17 protein-coding genes and 1 tRNA gene are annotated in these 18351 nt (G+C 39.0%); 14 read left to right on the top strand and 4 right to left on the bottom strand.

Annotated elements, in window-relative coordinates; genetic code table 11:
- Positions 1-392: 392 nt before the first annotated feature.
- The 11 genes from FHY47_RS14245 (at position 393) to FHY47_RS14195 (ending at position 9359) form a co-directional block, all read left to right on the top strand.
- A complete protein-coding gene (locus tag FHY47_RS14245) occupies positions 393-1010 on the top strand; it encodes a succinate dehydrogenase cytochrome b558 subunit (RefSeq protein ID WP_066108731.1) in 618 nt (205 codons plus the stop codon).
- Between the two features lie 57 nt (positions 1011-1067).
- A complete protein-coding gene (sdhA, locus tag FHY47_RS14240; protein WP_066108728.1) occupies positions 1068-2828 on the top strand; it encodes a succinate dehydrogenase flavoprotein subunit in 1761 nt (586 codons plus the stop codon).
- 2 nt (positions 2829-2830) lie between these two features.
- Positions 2831-3592 carry a succinate dehydrogenase iron-sulfur subunit gene (gene sdhB / locus FHY47_RS14235; RefSeq protein WP_148630963.1) on the top strand — a complete coding sequence of 254 codons (762 nt, stop codon included), beginning with the start codon at positions 2831-2833 and terminating at the stop codon, positions 3590-3592.
- Between the two features lie 303 nt (positions 3593-3895).
- Positions 3896-4366, top strand: a complete 471-nt coding sequence (locus FHY47_RS14230; RefSeq protein ID WP_139892818.1) for an acyl-CoA thioesterase — start codon at positions 3896-3898, stop codon at positions 4364-4366.
- A 119-nt stretch (positions 4367-4485) separates the two neighbouring features.
- Positions 4486-4710 carry a helix-turn-helix domain-containing protein gene (locus FHY47_RS14225; protein ID WP_066108719.1) on the top strand — a complete coding sequence of 75 codons (225 nt, stop codon included), beginning with the start codon at positions 4486-4488 and terminating at the stop codon, positions 4708-4710.
- 281 nt (positions 4711-4991) lie between these two features.
- Complete coding sequence (gene racE, locus FHY47_RS14220) at positions 4992-5813, top strand: glutamate racemase (RefSeq protein ID WP_066108716.1); 822 nt, start codon at positions 4992-4994, stop codon at positions 5811-5813.
- A gap of 163 nt (positions 5814-5976) precedes the next feature.
- Complete coding sequence (locus FHY47_RS14215; RefSeq protein WP_066108713.1) at positions 5977-7068, top strand: GerMN domain-containing protein; 1092 nt, start codon at positions 5977-5979, stop codon at positions 7066-7068.
- A gap of 144 nt (positions 7069-7212) precedes the next feature.
- Positions 7213-7950: a ribonuclease PH gene (rph, locus tag FHY47_RS14210; RefSeq protein WP_139892820.1), complete on the top strand. Its 738-nt coding sequence runs from the start codon at positions 7213-7215 to the stop codon at positions 7948-7950.
- 46 nt (positions 7951-7996) lie between these two features.
- Positions 7997-8602: an XTP/dITP diphosphatase gene (locus tag FHY47_RS14205; protein ID WP_066108707.1), complete on the top strand. Its 606-nt coding sequence runs from the start codon at positions 7997-7999 to the stop codon at positions 8600-8602.
- Complete coding sequence (locus FHY47_RS14200) at positions 8599-9111, top strand: metallophosphoesterase family protein (protein ID WP_066108704.1); 513 nt, start codon at positions 8599-8601, stop codon at positions 9109-9111. Before FHY47_RS14205 ends, FHY47_RS14200 begins: the two co-directional genes overlap by 4 nt.
- A 174-nt stretch (positions 9112-9285) precedes the next feature.
- Positions 9286-9359, top strand: a tRNA-Arg gene (locus tag FHY47_RS14195).
- A gap of 199 nt (positions 9360-9558) precedes the next feature.
- Here FHY47_RS14195 and FHY47_RS14190 read toward each other — a convergent pair.
- The 3 genes from FHY47_RS14190 to FHY47_RS14180 form a co-directional block, all read right to left on the bottom strand.
- The gene (locus FHY47_RS14190; RefSeq protein WP_148630960.1) at positions 9559-10776 is read right to left on the bottom strand and encodes an NAD(P)/FAD-dependent oxidoreductase; all 1218 of its coding nucleotides are present in this window, start codon (positions 10774-10776) and stop codon (positions 9559-9561) included.
- A 192-nt stretch (positions 10777-10968) separates the two neighbouring features.
- Positions 10969-12531, bottom strand: coding sequence for an esterase/lipase family protein (locus FHY47_RS14185; protein WP_262366025.1), 1563 nt, complete (start codon positions 12529-12531; stop codon positions 10969-10971).
- 502 nt (positions 12532-13033) lie between these two features.
- On the bottom strand, positions 13034-13303 hold the full coding sequence (locus FHY47_RS14180; protein WP_066108697.1) for a DUF1292 domain-containing protein: 270 nt from the start codon (positions 13301-13303) through the stop codon (positions 13034-13036).
- Between the two features lie 180 nt (positions 13304-13483).
- Here FHY47_RS14180 and FHY47_RS14175 point away from each other — a divergent pair, with 180 nt between their 5' ends.
- Entirely contained in the window at positions 13484-14497 is a 1014-nt protein-coding gene (locus tag FHY47_RS14175; RefSeq protein WP_066108694.1) for an LLM class flavin-dependent oxidoreductase, read from the top strand.
- Between the two features lie 302 nt (positions 14498-14799).
- Entirely contained in the window at positions 14800-15615 is an 816-nt protein-coding gene (locus FHY47_RS14170; RefSeq protein ID WP_148630958.1) for a GNAT family N-acetyltransferase, read from the top strand.
- A gap of 118 nt (positions 15616-15733) precedes the next feature.
- On the opposite strand, the gene FHY47_RS14165 is transcribed toward FHY47_RS14170, so the two are convergent.
- Positions 15734-16543 carry an SDR family oxidoreductase gene (locus FHY47_RS14165; protein WP_148630956.1) on the bottom strand — a complete coding sequence of 270 codons (810 nt, stop codon included), beginning with the start codon at positions 16541-16543 and terminating at the stop codon, positions 15734-15736.
- 434 nt (positions 16544-16977) lie between these two features.
- Here FHY47_RS14165 and FHY47_RS14160 point away from each other — a divergent pair, with 434 nt between their 5' ends.
- A complete protein-coding gene (locus FHY47_RS14160; RefSeq protein ID WP_148630953.1) occupies positions 16978-18327 on the top strand; it encodes an APC family permease in 1350 nt (449 codons plus the stop codon).
- The last annotated feature ends 24 nt before the right edge of the window (positions 18328-18351 follow it).

Raw genomic sequence — 18351 nt, 5'->3', positions numbered from 1 at the left:
CCTTACATTATTATAGCTATATATATGGGAGTGGATGCAAGGGTAAAGTTGTATTTTCTATTAAGTATTTTCCAGGTAATATATAGAAATAGAAAAATATCAGTTATTTACAAATTATCGGTAGAAATAGGAAATCTCTGTATCCGTTTTCTTGACGCATTTTGGTTGAAAGGAGTACAATAAAACCGTCACATAATTGTAAGAATATGTGGAATTATTTTTGTTTTTATACTATTCATCTATTAATTTTGCAGAAAAATGTTTTTGGCATCTTAGATGGGTGGTGGGTTAGATGATTGCAGCTATGTTGAAGACCTGCTTGCAATTATTTAAGGCATAGTCCTTATCCAAGGCTATACTTTTATTTTTTCATTTTCAGAGGGAGGGTAACTATGGAGAGTCGTCGCGAGTTTAATTTACGTAGGTTACATTCGTTGTTAGGGGTATTACCAATCGGGCTTTTTTTGATTGAGCATTTAATGGTCAATTATTTTGCGACAAGAGGGCCTGAAGCATTCAACAAAGCAGCTGAATTTATGCATGATTTACCTTTTAGGCTTTTAATGGAGATTGTTGTCATCTATTTGCCAATCCTTTTCCATGCTGTATTAGGTCTTCATATTGCATTTACGGCGAAATATTCAGTGGGAAGTTACAGCTATTTCCGTAACTGGATGTTTGCTTTACAAAGAATCACAGGTATCGTGACTGTAGTTTTTATCGTTTGGCATGTATGGCAAACGAGGGTGCAGGTCGCATTGGGTGATACAGCAAATGCGGATATGATGGTTGAAATTTTTTCTAATCCATTTATGATTGCTTTCTATATGGTAGGTGTACTTTCAGCAATATTTCACTTTGCAAACGGGTTATGGTCATTTGCTTTAAGATGGGGACTTATCGTAACACCAAAATCCCAAAGAATATTTACATATATAACTCTTGGAGTTTTTGTATTTTTAGCTTTTATATCCATTCGCACGCTGCTGGCGTTTATCAACATGGCTTAAACAATTGCAATAGCTTAGCAGGTGAGTCTGCTAGTTTAATAAGGAGAGGGTCGGTTTATGAGTAAAGGTAATATAATCGTAGTCGGCGGCGGTCTTGCTGGTTTAATGGCTACCATCAAAATCGCTGAAGTAGGACATAAAGTAGAACTTTTTTCAGTCGTACCCGTTAAAAGATCCCATTCTGTTTGCGCCCAAGGGGGAATTAATGGAGCGGTAAATACAAAGGGTGAAGGTGATTCTCCTTGGGAGCACTTTGATGATACCGTGTATGGCGGTGACTTTCTGGCTAACCAGCCGCAGGTAAAAGCAATGTGTGATGCGGCTCCTTCGATCATTCATATGTTTGACCGTATGGGCGTTATGTTTAACCGTACGCCTGAGGGATTGCTCGACTTCAGACGTTTCGGCGGTACACAGTATCATAGAACAGCATTTGCAGGCGCAACTACTGGCCAGCAATTGCTCTATGCATTGGATGAACAGGTTCGTCGTTATGAAGTGGCGGGTCTTGTTCAGAAATATGAGGGTTGGGAATTCCTTGGAGCGGTGCTGGATGATGAACAGATATGCCGCGGAATTGTAGCACAAAATTTAACCTCTATGGAAATTAAATCTTTCCGTGCGGATGCAGTTATTATGGCAACCGGAGGACCTGGAATTATTTTTGGTAAATCTACGAATTCCATCATTAACACTGGTTCAGCAGCTGCGATTGTATATCAGCAGGGTGCTACCTATGCAAATGGTGAATTTATTCAAATACATCCAACGGCAATCCCTGGGGATGATAAACTTCGATTAATGAGTGAGTCTGCGCGTGGAGAAGGCGGACGTATTTGGACTTATAAAGATGGAAAGCCTTGGTACTTCCTTGAAGAGAAATACCCTGCTTATGGAAATCTAGTTCCTCGTGATATCGCAACACGTGAAATTTTTGATGTGTGCGTGAATCAAAAGCTGGGAATCAACGGTGAGAACATGGTCTACTTGGATCTTTCTCATAAAGATCCTAAAGAGCTTGATATTAAATTGGGCGGTATTATTGAAATCTATGAAAAATTTACTGGTGAAGATCCGCGCAAATTGCCTATGAAAATCTTCCCGGCTGTTCACTATTCCATGGGTGGACTATGGATTGATAACGACCAAATGACTAAAATACCTGGATTATTTGCTGCCGGTGAATGTGATTTTTCACAGCATGGAGCTAACCGTTTAGGAGCGAACTCCCTGCTATCCGCCATTTATGGAGGAAGTGTTGCAGGACCAAATGCGGTACGCTATGTAAATGGACTTGCTAGAAACGCTGATTCCCTACCGGATTCTTTATACGAACAGCATGAGAAGGCTGAAATGGAAAAATGGAATCGCATTATGTCCATGAATGGAACAGAAAATGCTTATTCCATCCATAAAGAATTGGGTGAATGGATGACCGATAATGTAACAGTAGTTCGTTATAATGATAAGCTTCAAAAAACAGATGAAAAGATTCAGGAGCTGCTTGAAAGATGGGAAAACATTAATATTAACGATACGGCAAAATGGAGCAACCAGGGAGCATCATTCACACGTCAGCTATACAATATGCTTCAACTGGCACGCGTTATCACATTGGGTGCCCTGCAGCGTGACGAAAGCCGTGGTGCTCACTACAAACCGGATTTCCCAGAACGAAATGATGAAGAGTTCATGAAAACGACAATGGCTGACTTTGTTGATGGAAAATCTGCACCAAATATTTATTATGAAGAGATTGATGTCTCACTTATTAAGCCGCGTAAACGTGACTACTCTAAGAGCAAGGGGGCAAATTAATTATGGCTACAGAAAGTAAAGTACTGTTTAAGATCCAACGCCAGGATAACCCGAACTCTGAGCCTTATTTTGAAGACTTTGAGTTGTCCTATCGACCAAATATGAATGTCATCTCTGCACTAATGGAAATACGTCGTAACCCGGTTACAAAGGAAGGCAAGAAAACAAGCCCGGTTACGTGGGATATGAACTGTCTGGAAGAAGTTTGCGGTGCCTGTTCCATGGTCATTAATGGAAAGCCACGTCAATCCTGTACGGCATTAGTGGATCAATATGAACAGCCAATCGTGCTGGAACCAATGCGTACTTTCCCGGTTATCCGTGACCTTCAGGTAGACCGTAGCAGAATGTTCGATTCACTTAAAAAAGTTAAAGCCTGGATTCCTATCGATGGTACGTACGATTTAGGTCCGGGACCTCGTATGGCTGAGAAAAAACGCCAGTGGGCATATGAATTATCTAAATGTATGACTTGCGGTGTTTGCCTGGAGGCCTGCCCGAATGTAAATGATAAGTCCAATTTTATCGGACCTGCTCCTGTGTCACAGGTTCGTCTATTTAACGCTCATCCAACAGGTGAAATGCAAAAAGCAGAACGTCTGAATGCGTTAATGGGTGACGGAGGAATTCAGGATTGTGGTAACTCCCAAAACTGTGTTCAAGTTTGTCCGAAAGGTATTCCTTTGACAACCTCGATTGCTGCATTAAATCGGGACACGAATGTCCAGGCTTTCAAAAATTTCTTTGGAAGTGACAAAATCTAAGTCTTTTCATTTTGATAGTCTTAGATGGATGTGAATAAATGTAATATAGTAAGAAAGGCCGTCTGTAATAGTCAGACGGCCTTTTCCGTTTAGCGATTGTGTTATGTTTGTAGAAATATAAATAAATAGGTTAGTACTACATTTGTGATCATACAATAAAGTTTTATTTTTATTCACTTGTAATCTAAGCAAAGGACATGGTCCAAAAAACATGCTATCCACCAGTAAAATAATTACAATTTCGTCGATTTTTCTGTATAATGAATGAATAGTCATTCATATTTATAGAGAGGTGTGTTCCCAATGGGTAAAATTGCATATATTAAAGACATGGAAGAGTGGAAAGAAGAATTTACTTTTTCTTATTCTATTAAAGTTAGATTTTCAGAGACAGATATGTTTGGGCATTTAAACAATACAGTGCCTTTTACGTATTTTGAACAGGCACGGATTGAATATTTTAAAAGTCTTGGCATGATGCAGGATTGGGTGGATACCAAACATGAAACGATTCCTGTAGTAGCTGATCTTCAATGTGATTTTCTCCACCAGGTTTTTTTCGATGAGAAACTCAATATTAAAGTTAAGGCAAATAAAATAGGCAATTCATCGGTTGATATCCATTATCTTGGTCTACGAGAGGATGGGGTTCCCTGCTTCACCGGTCGAGGAACAGTTGTCCAAATTTCCAGATTAAGCGGTAAGCCGGTAGCTTGGACAAAAGAGATGAAGGAATTGTTTAATGACGGATTGAAGAAGCAACCTCAATCATAAAAACACGTTCATTCTTATCTAAATATAGTCACTCCTTATAGACCAGTCACATACACTATCGTGACTAAATATATACCCAATCCTAAGGTTATGGCTGGTAGCAAGGAGGGTTACAATAGTTGAAGGAGAACGATTTCACTCATAAACCTTTACTCACAAAAAGAGAAAGAGAAGTATTTGAGTTATTGGTACAGGACAAAACAACAAAAGATATCGCTAAGGACCTCTTTATTAGTGAGAAAACTGTGAGAAATCACATATCTAATGCGATGCAAAAATTGGGCGTAAAGGGCCGTTCCCAAGCGGTCGTAGAACTACTTCGAATGGGTGAATTAGAATTATAAGATCATTCAATGATCTTTTTAGAAGCTCGCCTAGCAAATGATCTATTTATCATTGTTCTTGACAATTCCTTTATGAGTCCATAAATTAGGAAGAGTAGCGAATATCAAATCACTATACACGTCATTGTAAAATGTAAAGTATGTGGTTTGAATCACTACTCTATTTTTATGCCCAAGTGATGGATTGGAAAAGAAATAAACTAATGATAAAGTGATATACAGTCCGGTTTAAATAATAGAGCAAAATGCTGCAAGCAAAAGATAGATAGAGGCGATCTGATTTGGATAGAGAAAACCCAATAGGACTTATCGATTCGGGAGTTGGCGGATTAACGGTTTTTAAAGAATTTATCAGGCAGCTTCCAAATGAAAATTTAATATATCTTGGTGATACAGCCAGATGTCCATATGGGCCCAGACCAATGGAAGAAGTTCGAAAGTTTACATGGGAAATGGCTCATTTCCTTTTGAAGAAGAATATTAAAATGTTAATTATAGCTTGTAATACCGCGACGGCTGCCGTACTTGAGGAAATGAGGGCAAGCCTGCCAATTCCGGTTTTGGGTGTTATTCAGCCGGGAGCTAGGGCAGCGATTGATGTATCAAAATCAAGAAACATCGGTATTATTGGTACGGAAGGAACAGTGCGCAGTAAAGCATATAATAAGGCGTTATTAAGCATTCATCCAAAGGTACACATTGAAAGTTTGGCATGCCCAAAATTTGTCCCTCTGGTAGAAAGCGGGGAATGGAACAGTGCAATTGCTAAAAAAATTGTTGCTGAAACATTAAAGCCCTTGAAAAATAGGAGCATGGATACATTGATTTTGGGATGTACACATTACCCATTGCTAACAGAACCTATATCAAATTATATGGGATCCTATGTGACGGTTATATCATCAGGGGAAGAAACGGCCAGAGAGGCAAGTGTACTATTGGAGCATGCTGGCATGCTAAATAAGGAAACCCCTCAGCCAACCTACAATTTCTATACTACCGGCTCCAGAAGAATGTTTAAATCTATTGCTTACGCCTGGCTTGGTGAAGCAGTTGAAACGGTTGAACATGCTACGCTTAATCAGTTGGTAGATGGAGACTAGTAAAGCAACTTATAAAAACCCTTGCACAATTTTAAGTATGAAAATACTTCGCTAAAATTGTGCAAGGGTTTTTTTAATCCATAATTTTTTTCTGCCTATAAAGGTATAAAATGAGCCAAGCCCCGTATATATGTAGTACAAACAGTCTTAGGAGGAATGGTGTATGCCTTTACGAACGAAATCAACATTGGTTGCTTCGGTACTTATATCATCTGTTTTAGTGTCAGGCTGCGGCTTGTTCGATTTACCAAAAAAAGAAGAAATTGATCCGCCACAGGATGTTACTTATTTGAAGGAGCAGGCAGAGGGTGAAGAAGAAGTTGTCAATCAGGAGGGTGTTAACACCAACGAAGAGGCAGGAAAGAATGAAGAGGCATTAAAGGTTCAAACGGAATTATACTTAATGGATGCAAATGGATATATTGTGCCACAAACCATTCCATTGCCAAATACAGAAAGTGTAGCTAAGCAGGCGGTGGAATATTTAGTGACGAACGGCCCGGTATCACAAATGCTTCCGAATGGATTCAAAGCTGTTTTGCCGTCAGATACTGCTGTTAAAAGTGTAGACATTAAGGATGGAGTAGCCACCGTAGATTTTTCTAAAGAGTTTAAGGAATATAAAAAAGAGGATGAAACGAAAATTCTGGAGTCAGTGACTTGGACTTTAACGCAATTTGATAAAGTGGAGAAAGTAAAATTGCAAATCGAAGGGCAAGCATTAAAGGAGATGCCCGTTAATAAAACAGCAATACAAAACGGAACATCAAGATTAATGGGAATTAATAACGATCATACAGACACGACCGATATTATGAATACACGTCCTGTTACGGTTTATTATATGTCCGGTGAAACAGATAACTATTATTATGTACCAGTGACAAAAAGAATCAGTAATCAGGAAAATGATCATGTAGAAGCCGTAGTCAGCAGCCTGATTAAAGGTCCGGGTTATTCCTCTCCGCTTGTTACGGAGTTCAGACCTGATGTTGCATTAGTCGAGGAACCTAAAATAGAGGATGGCGTGGTTACACTTAATTTTAATGAATCTATTTATTCAAGCTTTGATGGGGAGGAGAAAATAGTATCCGGCCATTTATTAAATGAACTGGTGCTTTCTCTTACTGAGCAAAAAGATATAAAGAAAGTGGCGATTCAGGTAAATGGAGAGGGTGAGCTTCTGAAGGAAGATGGCAAGAAGCTATCGGAACCGGTAACACGACCTGAAACCGTCAATACAGGTAAATACTAATAGTGAAAAAGATGGGCAAGTTCCGTTTAGGAGCTTGCCTGTTTTTAATTTGGACATAAATGGCAATATTGTTTGGACAGGGTGCTTTTTTATTGATTTAGGGTATGCTAAACTAAGCATGATGTATACATTTAGGAGGTACCTATGAGATTTGATGGTCGAAAGAAGAATGAATTAAGACCCGTACATATAGAAACAAATTATATTAAACACCCGGAAGGCTCGGTGTTAATCAGTGTCGGTGATACAAAGGTGATTTGTACAGCCAGTGTAGATGACCGTGTTCCGCCATTTATGCGCGGAGAAGGAAAAGGATGGATTACGGCAGAGTATTCAATGCTGCCTCGTGCAACAGAGCAAAGGACGATGCGCGAATCAACTAAAGGGAAAGTTACTGGACGTACGATGGAGATCCAGCGTTTGATTGGGCGCGCTTTACGTGCGGTAGTCGATTTGGAAGCGCTTGGAGAAAAAACAATCTGGATTGATTGTGATGTGATTCAGGCAGATGGAGGAACAAGAACAGCTTCGATTACAGGTGCATTCGTTGCAATGGCGATTGCGCTCGATAAGCTTCAGGAGGCAGGGAAAATTAGCTCTTATCCGATTAAAAACTATTTAGCTGCCACATCAGTCGGGATGATTGAGGAGCTTGGAGCGGTTCTTGATTTGAATTATCATGAAGACTCTAAGGCTTTAGTGGATATGAATGTCATTATGACAGGCGCAGAGGAATTTGTGGAGCTTCAGGGAACCGGAGAAGAAGCGACTTTCTCCAGACATCAATTGAATGAATTACTTGACCTTGCAAGTGAAGGTTTACAGCAATTATTTACTGTACAGCAAGAGTCATTGGGAGATATAGCAGCTAAAATTCAGTAAAGCGTACCAATTTATACGATTTTTCTCTTGGGAGGAGAAGTTGAATATGAATACCGTTTTAATTGCAACCAAAAATAAAGGTAAAGCAAAAGAATTTGAAGCATTATTTTCCCCAAAAGGGATTAAGGTTATTACCCTATTGGATATTGAGAATGCGATTGATGTTGAAGAGACAGGAAGCACATTTGAAGAAAATGCTCTTTTGAAGGCTAACACTATTTCTGAGCTTATGAATATGCCTGTTTTGTCTGATGATTCTGGCTTGGTCATTGATGCATTGGATGGACGTCCGGGTATTTTTTCGGCAAGGTATGCAGGTCCAGGAAAAGATGATAGAGCTAATTATGAAAAGGTTCTTAATGAGCTAGAGGGTGTACCTAAAGAAAAACGAACTGCCCGTTTTTATTGTGCAATAGCACTTGTCGGTCCGAAGATGGACCCTATTACAGTTTCCGGAACATGTGAGGGAATCATTGCTGACGCGCCGGATGGCGAGAATGGCTTCGGATATGATCCTATTTTCTTTGTGCCGGAAAAACAAACAACGATGGCGAACCTTGAAGCAGAGGAGAAAAACAGAATCAGCCATCGAGCGAATGCTTTAAAAGAATTAGAGAAAGTACTAAATGAAAAAGTAGTGGAATTCCTATGAAATGTTTAATTGTCAGTGATAGCCATGGCTTACTGGAAGAATTGGACGTTTTGCATGAAAGACATAAAGAAGAGGTCGATCTGTTTATACATTGCGGGGATTCAGAATTATCTCGTGATGATCAAGTAATTCAGTATTATCAAACTGTACGAGGTAATTGTGATTTCGGAGAGGACTTTCCGGAGGATTTAATTGCACATCTTGAAGACTGGTCAATACTTGTTACACATGGGCATTTATACAATATCAAATCTACGTTGATGAATATTAGCTTGAAAGGGAGAGAGGTTGGTGCGAATGTTATCTGTTTTGGCCACTCTCATATAGCAGGTGCAGAAAAAATTGATAACTGCCTGTATATTAATCCCGGCAGTATACGTCTACCGAGAGGAAGTCAGTATAAAACCTATGTGATTCTCGAAAAACAAGGTCAGAATGCAATCGTTGATTTTTACACAATGTCTGGGGAAAAATTACCAGGCTGGCAATTGAAAACAACACTTTCCTAAATCAAAAAAAAGTTGTATAGTAAGTGAAGGGAATATACAGATCAGGATTTGTGAGTTCCCTTCCCTTCACTTTTAAAAAGATAAAAAACTTTTTCAAAAAAGTTATTGACTTATAAATAAAGTGATTATATAATAATAAATGTCGTTAAGGACAACGTAAAAAAATAAAAACATGTCCCAGTAGCTCAGCTGGATAGAGCAACGGCCTTCTAAGCCGTCGGTCGGGAGTTCGAATCTCTCCTGGGACGCTAGTAAAAAAACCTCTTATTTTCATAAGAGGTTTTTTGTTTTCTAAATCTAATAAGTATGAAGCTAGAATGATTAAATCTATGGTATAGACAAATTCTCTTCCGAGTCCGTTAATTAAAGAAAGAGGCAAAACCTTTTAAAGTTGGTTTTGCCTTTTTTTACATTTAATATTGAAATTATACAAATAACCTATTTGGATTACCTTTCCCTCCGTTTCTGACTATATAAGTTAAAGGCTGGATGAGAACCTTTTGTGATGATATCCGTGATGATTTTAGACAAGACAGTGCTATAGACAAGTCCGTTATCTCCATAGGCAAATTGAAAATGGCAGTGTGGAAATTCGTCATATTGACCGATAAGAGGAAGTCCATCGTGTGTCCCGCCATAGAAGGCTCCAAGATAAAATTCGGGTTCAGCTTTTATATCGGGAAAGAGCTTATTAAATTCTTCAATAAGCTTCGTCTTTTTATGATTAATTTTTGAATCACGATCCTCAGGATAGATTGTGTTTTCGTCAAGTCCTCCAATGATAATCCGATTATCTGCAGTTGTGCGCATATAGATATATGGGCGTGCTGTTTCCCAAATTAATGTTTGCTTATACCATTCAGATTGCTGAAGATTTTCAACCGGTTTGGTGATAACAGCATATGAACTTGTCAGAAGACAATCCTTATCTTTTTTAAATTCGAGCCCTTCATATCCAGCAGCAATGATGACTTTTCTTGCTGTGATGGAATGATTGCGGTCTGTAAAAAATGTAGCATACTCCTTATTGAATTTTTTACCGGTTATTTTTGTATCCTCAAATATTTGTACACCCTTTTGATGGGCTGCTTGAATCAGGCCATGATTATATTTAAATGGATTGATTTCCCCATCATTATGGATATACAAGGCTGATTGCTTAGAAAATGGGTAACGCTCTTTAATTTGGCTTTCGTTAAGCAGATCGACAGGGAAGTCGTGCTTGATCAAATAATCGTATTCCCTTTGTAACTTCGTCTCTCCTTGGGGATCACTGGCATAATAGAGGCTATCCCTTCGTGTAAACTCGGAATCTAAATTTAGTTTTTTCGATGTTTCTTCAATTTCAGAAATGGCTTGCTCGCATAATTTTGTATGGTAAATGGCTGATTCTTCCCCAAAGGAATTGATCAACTCAAACAACATCTTATCTCCTAAATATTGAAGGAGGGCGGTGTTGGTCATTGTGCTGCCGGTACCAATCCTTCGTTTATCAACTACAGCCACCTTAAGTCCTTTGTCGCTTAAAAGGTATGCGCACTGTGCCCCTGAACTTCCTCCCCCAACAATAAGAACATCACAAAGTATATCTTCCTCCAACGATGGATATACAGGAGGATTAGGATAAGTTGTTTGCCAATAATATTTGCCGCTCTGCAGGTTCATAATCCGTGCTCCTTTTATAGAGGTGATTTGAAATAGAATTCCCTGCTGAAATGAAAGTATACCTGTATCAAAGTGTAAGATTATTGGATGGAGCGAGAGCTTAAAAATATATTATGACCACTTTATAATCTGAATAAGCAAAAAAGAAACACCTCTCTTATTAAAGAAACATAAGAGGGGTGTATATACACATTAATCAATATAAACAGATCTCACCAACGTGCGAACAGATTCTTTTCCGTTAGGATGCTTGGTCTTGATATCGACTGTCATATTATAGACACCTGGCTTCGGCACTTTTGGCAGTTTGGCAGAGAAATCTATTCCGTTGGTTGTCTTAGGGAGGACGGTTTGTGTCAATTCGATACCGTCTTTGTCGATTAATTTAATTGAGAAGCTAGCTGTTCCGGAATGCTTAGGGGCACGGATGGTGAAGTCCGTCAGCTCTGCTTTGCCTGTTCCGGCCATCTCCAGTTTATATATTTCCTTTTCGTTAAAGGTAGAGGCTAATAGATAGGCATCATCAGCTTCCGTTGCCTTTATTTGTACCGTCCATGTACCAGGAGTGAATTCTTTGTTATAAAAGGTATATAAGCTGGCACCGGAAAAAAGTATCTGATCGACAGTCGGCTTAGAGGCGGGGATGATGGTACCATCTGGTGAAATCAATTCGACACCTGTTGATGAGTGGGCCGTATAGATCGAGATTGTACCGGTGGTTTTTTCCGGAATATAGATCTCTTTTTTTACAAGTTGATTTTGGGCTAAGGCATCCCCATGAATATAGTGGGACGATGTGTTTTGGATAGCTGATTCATATTGATTGGGAAGATTTGTTGTGGTTTTAGTTTGTGTGACAGTAGCAGAACGCAAGTAAGGCTCAATCCGCGAAAACACCTTGGAGCCCATCCGAATATTATCATGGTCAATTGAGCTGTCTGTAAACAGATGTGTACCATAGGATAGTTTGGAGCTTGTTTCAGTGACCAATCCATCATTAGCCCCGTATGAAGATAAATAGGCGCCTCCCAAGGATAGAGCGGAGAAAGCAGGTCCATGATCCGTTCCTGCCACGGTATAGTACTTATTCTTGTTTCTATTCGTATGCCCATCCGTTACAGAGCGGAATCTCGCCATTTCCCCAAGCTGCAAAGAATAGGTACCAGCATCGTTTTGGCCAAGCAAATCTCCGAGCCACCCAGCATACCAGCTATATGCCAGGTCTGCCAGCTCTGAACCACGATGTGGTGAACCTAGTGTAATAACCTTGCCGACATAGGGGTGGGCTCCATAGTGTACTAGGGCTGCTTGAGTATCTGGTCCTCCTTTGCTGTGAGCGATGATGTTGACTTTCTGGCCATTGAAGTGTCGGGAGATATCGGCTAGCATCGATGCAAGTAATTCTCCGTTCGTATACTGATTTTCCGACCCGTTTCCGGCTGCATCATAAAGCTGGACAAAGGCGGTTTGATATCCGGCTTCATACGCCTTTGTATACATATCATTCACGCCATGATATTCTGTTTCACCGTACCAACTGGTTGAACTGCCATTTTTCCCTTGGACAAAAACAATCGGAGGTTTAGCTGGATTTAAATTCGGCGGCCGTTCACCCAGGAACCATTGGCCTGGCGTAAAGGTTTCATCAGGTGGTTTCAGCTTGCCGGCTGAGGTTTTTGTAGGCAGGCTGAATGGTAAGAAAAGAAGCGCAGCTGATAGAATAACACCAATCCGTTTCTTCATCGTATCCTTCATATGATCCTCCATTCAAATCAGTCTTTTAATACAAAAATAATTTTATGATGATTAGAGGTTTCGTATTCTGAAGCAAATGGCTCAAAATGTATTAGGAATAATTATGTGTGCAAGATTCTTTGAATCTGGAAGAGGAGTTTTCTTTGGTTGATAAAACGTAGTCAGAGTAGGTTTCTTTAGATAAAAACATTTATTAAATGTCATAATGAGAGCGGTAGATACAATCTTTATCTATTTAACTATACAATCATTTTGACTTTTTTTACAATTTAAATGTGGCATACAAGCATAGAGGAGAAATACTGTTATTAAAGAAAAAATAACTAAGAGATTTTCTGTACGTGGGAAATTGAAGGATGAAAACGGAATGGGCCTTGAATGGCTGGGATTTAAGGATATTCACAGTCAACACCTAGGTCTATATGTAGATCTTGACTGAATTCACAAAAAAAGGTTGTCCCTTATGCTATTAATGCATTTGGGACAACCTATTACCTGTAAATTAATGAGAGTGTTTCATATTCTCTTCAAGTACACTTGCGACCTTTTGGAATTCTTCGTCGCTTTCAATTTCGTGAAGTTCACCGTCTTCGTCAACACGGAAAAAGAATATTTCCATATCTTCTTCTGTTTCGAGTTTGATTTCTTCCACGAGTGCGGTAACAGCATATTCTGCTCCGTCTACATCCAATGTACCTAGTACTTCAATTTCTTCTTCCTGTCCATTTTCGCCTTCTAATACAAGGATTTCTCCCACTTCAATTTTCGCCATTTGATTACTCCTTTAACGATTTACTTGTCCGCTTAGTATATCCATTATTGATAGGAAAAACAACTATTAATACCCAGGTGCGAAGCTTAGAAAAAGGATTGATCAAGCAAGAATGTTTGTTTATTGTCACTTACTTGTTACTATTAAATGGAAACTTTATGATGGAAGGATCCAAACTATATGACAAATAAAAGTATTAATATAAATGTTCCTGTTTCTGTACTAAATTTAGCCCCTATTCGCAAAGGCCAAGATGCAAAGGGAGCAATTGATTCAATGGTTGAGCTTGCACAGGCTACAGAGAAGATGGGATATAAGCGATATTGGGTTGCCGAGCATCACAATACACCTACAATGGTTAGCTCAGCCACTTCTATTTTAATTAAACATATTTTGGAGCATACAGATAAAATAGAGGTCGGATCCGGTGGCATTATGCTGCCTAATCATTCCCCATTAGTTGTGGCGGAGCAGTTTGGAACGATGGCAACTATCTATCCAAATCGCCTTAATTTGGGCTTGGGAAGAGCGCCTGGAACAGATATGATGACGGCGAGTGCATTAAGACGTTCACAGAAGGATTCCGTTTATACATTTCCTTCAGATGTGCAATCCTTGTTAACCTATTTGGGACCGGAAGAGAATCAGGGTTATGTAAGGTCGTACCCGGGTGTCGACACCAATATACCAATTTATATTTTGGGATCCTCTACGGAATCAGCTGTTCTTGCTGCTAAATTGGGTCTGCCTTATGTATTTGCAGCCCATTTTGCTCCAACTTATTTGGAAGAAGCCATCTCAATTTACCGTAATCAATTCAAGCCGTCTGAATATCTAAGTGCTCCTTATATGATGGTCTGCTTGAATGTTATTGCAGCGGAAAGTGATGAAGAGGCTGAGATAGAATCTACAACCATGCAACAATTTTTCCTAAACGTTGTTCGTGGGACAAAAAATTTGTTAAGCCCTCCAATCAAAAACATGGATGAATTATGGAATGGACCTGAAAAACAAATGGCAAAATCCATGTCCAGTGTCACGTTGCTTGGCTCAAAACAATCCATACGCGAGCAGCTAATCAGCTTCCAGGAAAAATATAATGCTGATGAAATTATGGCTGTTTCCTATATCTATGATCAAGATAAACAAAAGCGGTCCTACGAAATACTAAAAGAAGTGGTTGAAGGTCAATAATGAAAAAACATCGCATCCGATGGTACGTATTTAACCGTGAGGATGCGATTTTTTTATTAATAAATTGTGTCGTTGCAATCCTATTTGTTCCGTCGAGCTCAGTTGAAAAGTGATAACATGAAGAAGGAAATGTGGCAGTAAGGATTTTATTAAGCAACCGTAAATATACATAGAATACCACTGAATAAATGGGTAATTATGTTAAAATATTCAAAAACATAGTTTTACGCGTTCTTTGTCGGTGGATGGGCTAAATTGTATATTAAAGCATTCAATATTTTTTTGTATGGGAGTGAGGGAGAATGATTAAGCGTTTAAGCGAAAAAGATCATGATGTTTGTGTGTCTTTTATTCATACGAAGCCTTCTGAAAACTTATTTTTAATTGGGGATATTGAAGCGTATGGATATGAGGAAGATTTCCAAAAGGTTTGGGGAGAGTTTGATACAAATGGGAATCTGATTGCCGTTCTTTTAAAATACATAGAAAACTATATCCCATATGCTGAGAATGATCTATTTGATGCAAAAGGATTTGCTGATATTATGCTGAATGATCCTGAATTTTCCATGATGTCCGGTCTAAAGGAAGTCACTGAGAATATTGAACCCTATTTACAGCAGAGACTTTTAAATAAAAGGCAAACATTTTATGCGAAATGCCAAGTTTTAAACGCTGAGGCTGGCTATGTAGATACGACAGAAGTACAGTATGCTGCACCTGATGATGCAGAACGAATTGTTAAATTGCTGCAAAATATCCCGGAATTTAAAAATTCATGTACGTCGGTAGAAGAAAAACGTAAAAGTTTAAAGGATGGTTTTTCGCGTTGTGCTTATATTACCGATAATGGGAAAGTTGTTTCATCCGCTTCGACTACAGCGGAAAATTCCTGCTCAGCTATGGTAGTCGCTGTCGCTACTTTAGGAGATTATAAGAAAAAAGGCTATGCTACGAAATGTATGGTCAAGTTATGCAAGCAGCTTCTTAGTGAGGGAAAGGAAATATGCTTGTTTTATGATAATCCAAATGCTGGCGCTATATATAAACGAATTGGCTTCGCAGATATTGGATATTGGATGATGTATAGGTCTAAGAAGGATAAATTGTCAGATTAATAGAGCGGCGATATGGAGAAGACGTAGTGGAAGGCATTCATACAAAGCACCCTGAAAGTTAAGCTTGAAACCTAATGTTCAGAGTGCAATAGAGTATTTACTATTACTGTAGGATTGATTATTTATGTTTTGCTAGATTTGCTACAGTACCGCCATCTACACGTAAGTCGATACCTGTGATATAAGAAGCCGCATCGCTTAATAAAAATTCTACAGCTGTTGCAATCTCTTTTGATTCCCCTTCACGACGTAAAGGTGTAATTTCAAGTATCTTCTTCATTTCTGCTTGCTTTGAGGCTTCCTGACGTCCCATTGGTGTGTTGATTGTTCCAGGAGAGAGAGAATTTATACGTGCGCCTTTTTCTCCCCATGTCCATGCCTGGTCCTCAACAATTAATTGTACGCCTAATTTAGATAAACTGTAGGCAGCCCCAGGATTCCCTTGGGCAAATTGCTCCATTGTTTCCACGGCATTTTCAGCTAACGGCTGTTTTAGTACTTCCATATAAGGGCCTTGACGGGGAGCCATATAACCGCTCATGGAAGAGATGCAAACGACCGCTGTTCCTTCTGTAGCAAGTGGAAGGAAAGCTTCTAGAATAATGCCTGTCCCAACCAGGTTAACTTCTGTAATCCGTTTTGAATCCGCCATAGTAGGAGAAAGGCCTGCTGTATGAACTAATCCTTTTAATGTACCCAGCTCAGCAGCCTTATCAGCTAGGTCTGCAACGTTTTCCTTAGATGTAATATCAACGACTTGAATGTGGACATCTGTAATCCCTTTTCCAGCCAATTCCTCTTTTGTTTGAAGTAAGCGTTCATGCGAAACGTCTGCTAAAAGGACAGTCCCCTTCTTGCCGACTAATTCAGCAGTTGCTTTCCCCATTCCGCCAGATCCGCCTGTAATGACATATACTTGTTTCGTCATAGTTCCAACCTCCTTATATGATTCAATTTTAATTATAAATGTTTTTTGATTAGTGGTAAAATTTAACTATGTGAAGATTCAGAACAAATTCTAAACTTTTATATAAGAGGTTAAAATATAAAACTCAAATGTTTATGTATATCCATAAAAAATAACGGTTTCAAGACTAGGTTTTGGAAAGGAAGCTAGTTCGTCATCAAGAGATATTAGAAACTAGAACACACCATACTCCTATAAAATATTGTGAGCAAATAATTAGTGAAGTAATTATTAAATAAAATAGGATAATTTAGGAGTGTATCAATTAATAAATTCAATTTTTGCTATACTAATATGATTAATAAATCAATAATTGTCTTGAATAACTTCTCTCTTTCGGATAACATTTTTAATATGTGAAATAAGGAACTTATTTTGAGAGGATTAATTAAGCCATGTCAAAACATCAAAAGAAGAACATCTATGCAGCGGGAGCTGTTTTAAAGAAAGAGATTGGTTTGAAAGAAGCCTTAACCATTGTAGTTGGGGTTGTAATTGGATCAGGTATATTTTTTAAAGCTACTCCAGTATTGGAAAGCGCCGGTTCTCCAGTTGCGGCTATTATAGCTTGGTTACTTGGGGGATTAATTACTCTTGCAGCTGCTCTGACGTTGGCTGAGATTGGCTCAGCTATACCGGAGACAGGTGGGGTATTCGCTTATTTGAAGGAGCTTTATGGAGAAAAATTTGCTTTCCTATTTGGATGGGTACAAGCGTTAATCTATATACCAGGCATTCTGGCGGCGCTATCCATCGTTTTTGCCACACAAGCAACATATTTTATGCCTATGACAGACCTCCAGCAAAAATTATTAGCGATTGGTATTTTAGTATTTGTGGCCGCACTAAATATCATCTCAACTAAACTTGGAGGCAGGATTCAGTTCATTTCTACGATAGCTAAAATGATTCCAATTATTGCCATTATCGTGTTTGGAATTATTCATGGAATGGGGAAAGAAACAGCATCGCTATTCTCGGGAGAATCTGTTCATAGCTTTACCCTAACTAGCTTTGGTGCTGCAATCCTAGGAACTTTGTTTGCCTATGAAGGCTGGGTGAGTGTTGGAAATATGGCTGGAGAAATGAAAAATCCTCAGCGCGACTTACCACGCTCTATTTTATTTGGAATGACAATTATTATTGCAGCTTATGTCCTAATAAACGTAGCCTTTTTCTCTGTTATGTCTGTTCAGGAGATTGTTACGACAGAAAAAGTAGCAACGGATGCTGCTCTCATTCTTTTTGGAAGCGGCGGCTCAGCGATTATCTCGATAGGGATTCTAATCTCTATATTTGGTACATTGAACGGATATTTGATGACAGGTGTCCGAGTGCCATTTGCGATGGCACAAAGCAAGATCTTCCCGTTCCATCATGTTATGGGACGTGTTGAAAGCCGTACAAGTACACCGATTAATGTCTTTATTTTTGAAGTGGTCTTATCGATTATTTATATTTTATCTGGATCATTTAATACACTGTCTACTCTGGCCTTATTTGCCACATGGATTTTCTTTGTAATGGCCATTTACGGGGTTTTCATCCTTCGTAAAAAGCGTAAGGACTTAGTTCCGACTTATCGAGTTCCTTTCTATCCGTTTGTTCCGCTTGTCGGAATCATTGGTGGAGTATATATATTGGTATGTACGGTTTTTACCGATACCTTATATTCTTTAATTGGATTAGCGATTACCGCATTGGGTTATCCTGTATATCTCTATCTGAAAAAATCAAATATGTAAATATGAATACACACGGGTTTCCGA

This window comes from Bacillus sp. E214, assembly GCF_008087365.1.
Taxonomy (GTDB): domain Bacteria; phylum Bacillota; class Bacilli; order Bacillales; family Pradoshiaceae; genus Pradoshia.
The sequence above is the reverse complement of the archived record's forward strand: the minus strand, read 5'-3'. Positions and strand labels throughout refer to the sequence as shown.

Bases quoted from the DNA above. Each gene is read 5' to 3' on its own strand.
- sdhA (WP_066108728.1), top strand. From the start codon at position 1,068: ATGAGTAAAGGTAATATAATCGTAGTCGGCGGCGGTCTTGCTGGTTTA.
- sdhB (WP_148630963.1), top strand. From the start codon at position 2,831: ATGGCTACAGAAAGTAAAGTACTGTTTAAGATCCAACGCCAGGATAAC.
- rph (WP_139892820.1), top strand. From the start codon at position 7,213: ATGAGATTTGATGGTCGAAAGAAGAATGAATTAAGACCCGTACATATA.
- FHY47_RS14180 (WP_066108697.1), bottom strand. From the start codon at position 13,303: ATGGCGAAAATTGAAGTGGGAGAAATCCTTGTATTAGAAGGCGAAAAT.
- FHY47_RS14245 (WP_066108731.1), top strand. From the start codon at position 393: ATGGAGAGTCGTCGCGAGTTTAATTTACGTAGGTTACATTCGTTGTTA.
- FHY47_RS14170 (WP_148630958.1), top strand. From the start codon at position 14,800: ATGATTAAGCGTTTAAGCGAAAAAGATCATGATGTTTGTGTGTCTTTT.
- FHY47_RS14200 (WP_066108704.1), top strand. From the start codon at position 8,599: ATGAAATGTTTAATTGTCAGTGATAGCCATGGCTTACTGGAAGAATTG.
- FHY47_RS14230 (WP_139892818.1), top strand. From the start codon at position 3,896: ATGGGTAAAATTGCATATATTAAAGACATGGAAGAGTGGAAAGAAGAA.
- FHY47_RS14160 (WP_148630953.1), top strand. From the start codon at position 16,978: ATGTCAAAACATCAAAAGAAGAACATCTATGCAGCGGGAGCTGTTTTA.
- FHY47_RS14165 (WP_148630956.1), bottom strand. From the start codon at position 16,543: ATGACGAAACAAGTATATGTCATTACAGGCGGATCTGGCGGAATGGGG.
- FHY47_RS14185 (WP_262366025.1), bottom strand. From the start codon at position 12,531: ATGAAGGATACGATGAAGAAACGGATTGGTGTTATTCTATCAGCTGCG.
- FHY47_RS14215 (WP_066108713.1), top strand. From the start codon at position 5,977: ATGCCTTTACGAACGAAATCAACATTGGTTGCTTCGGTACTTATATCA.
- FHY47_RS14175 (WP_066108694.1), top strand. From the start codon at position 13,484: ATGACAAATAAAAGTATTAATATAAATGTTCCTGTTTCTGTACTAAAT.
- FHY47_RS14205 (WP_066108707.1), top strand. From the start codon at position 7,997: ATGAATACCGTTTTAATTGCAACCAAAAATAAAGGTAAAGCAAAAGAA.
- FHY47_RS14190 (WP_148630960.1), bottom strand. From the start codon at position 10,776: ATGAACCTGCAGAGCGGCAAATATTATTGGCAAACAACTTATCCTAAT.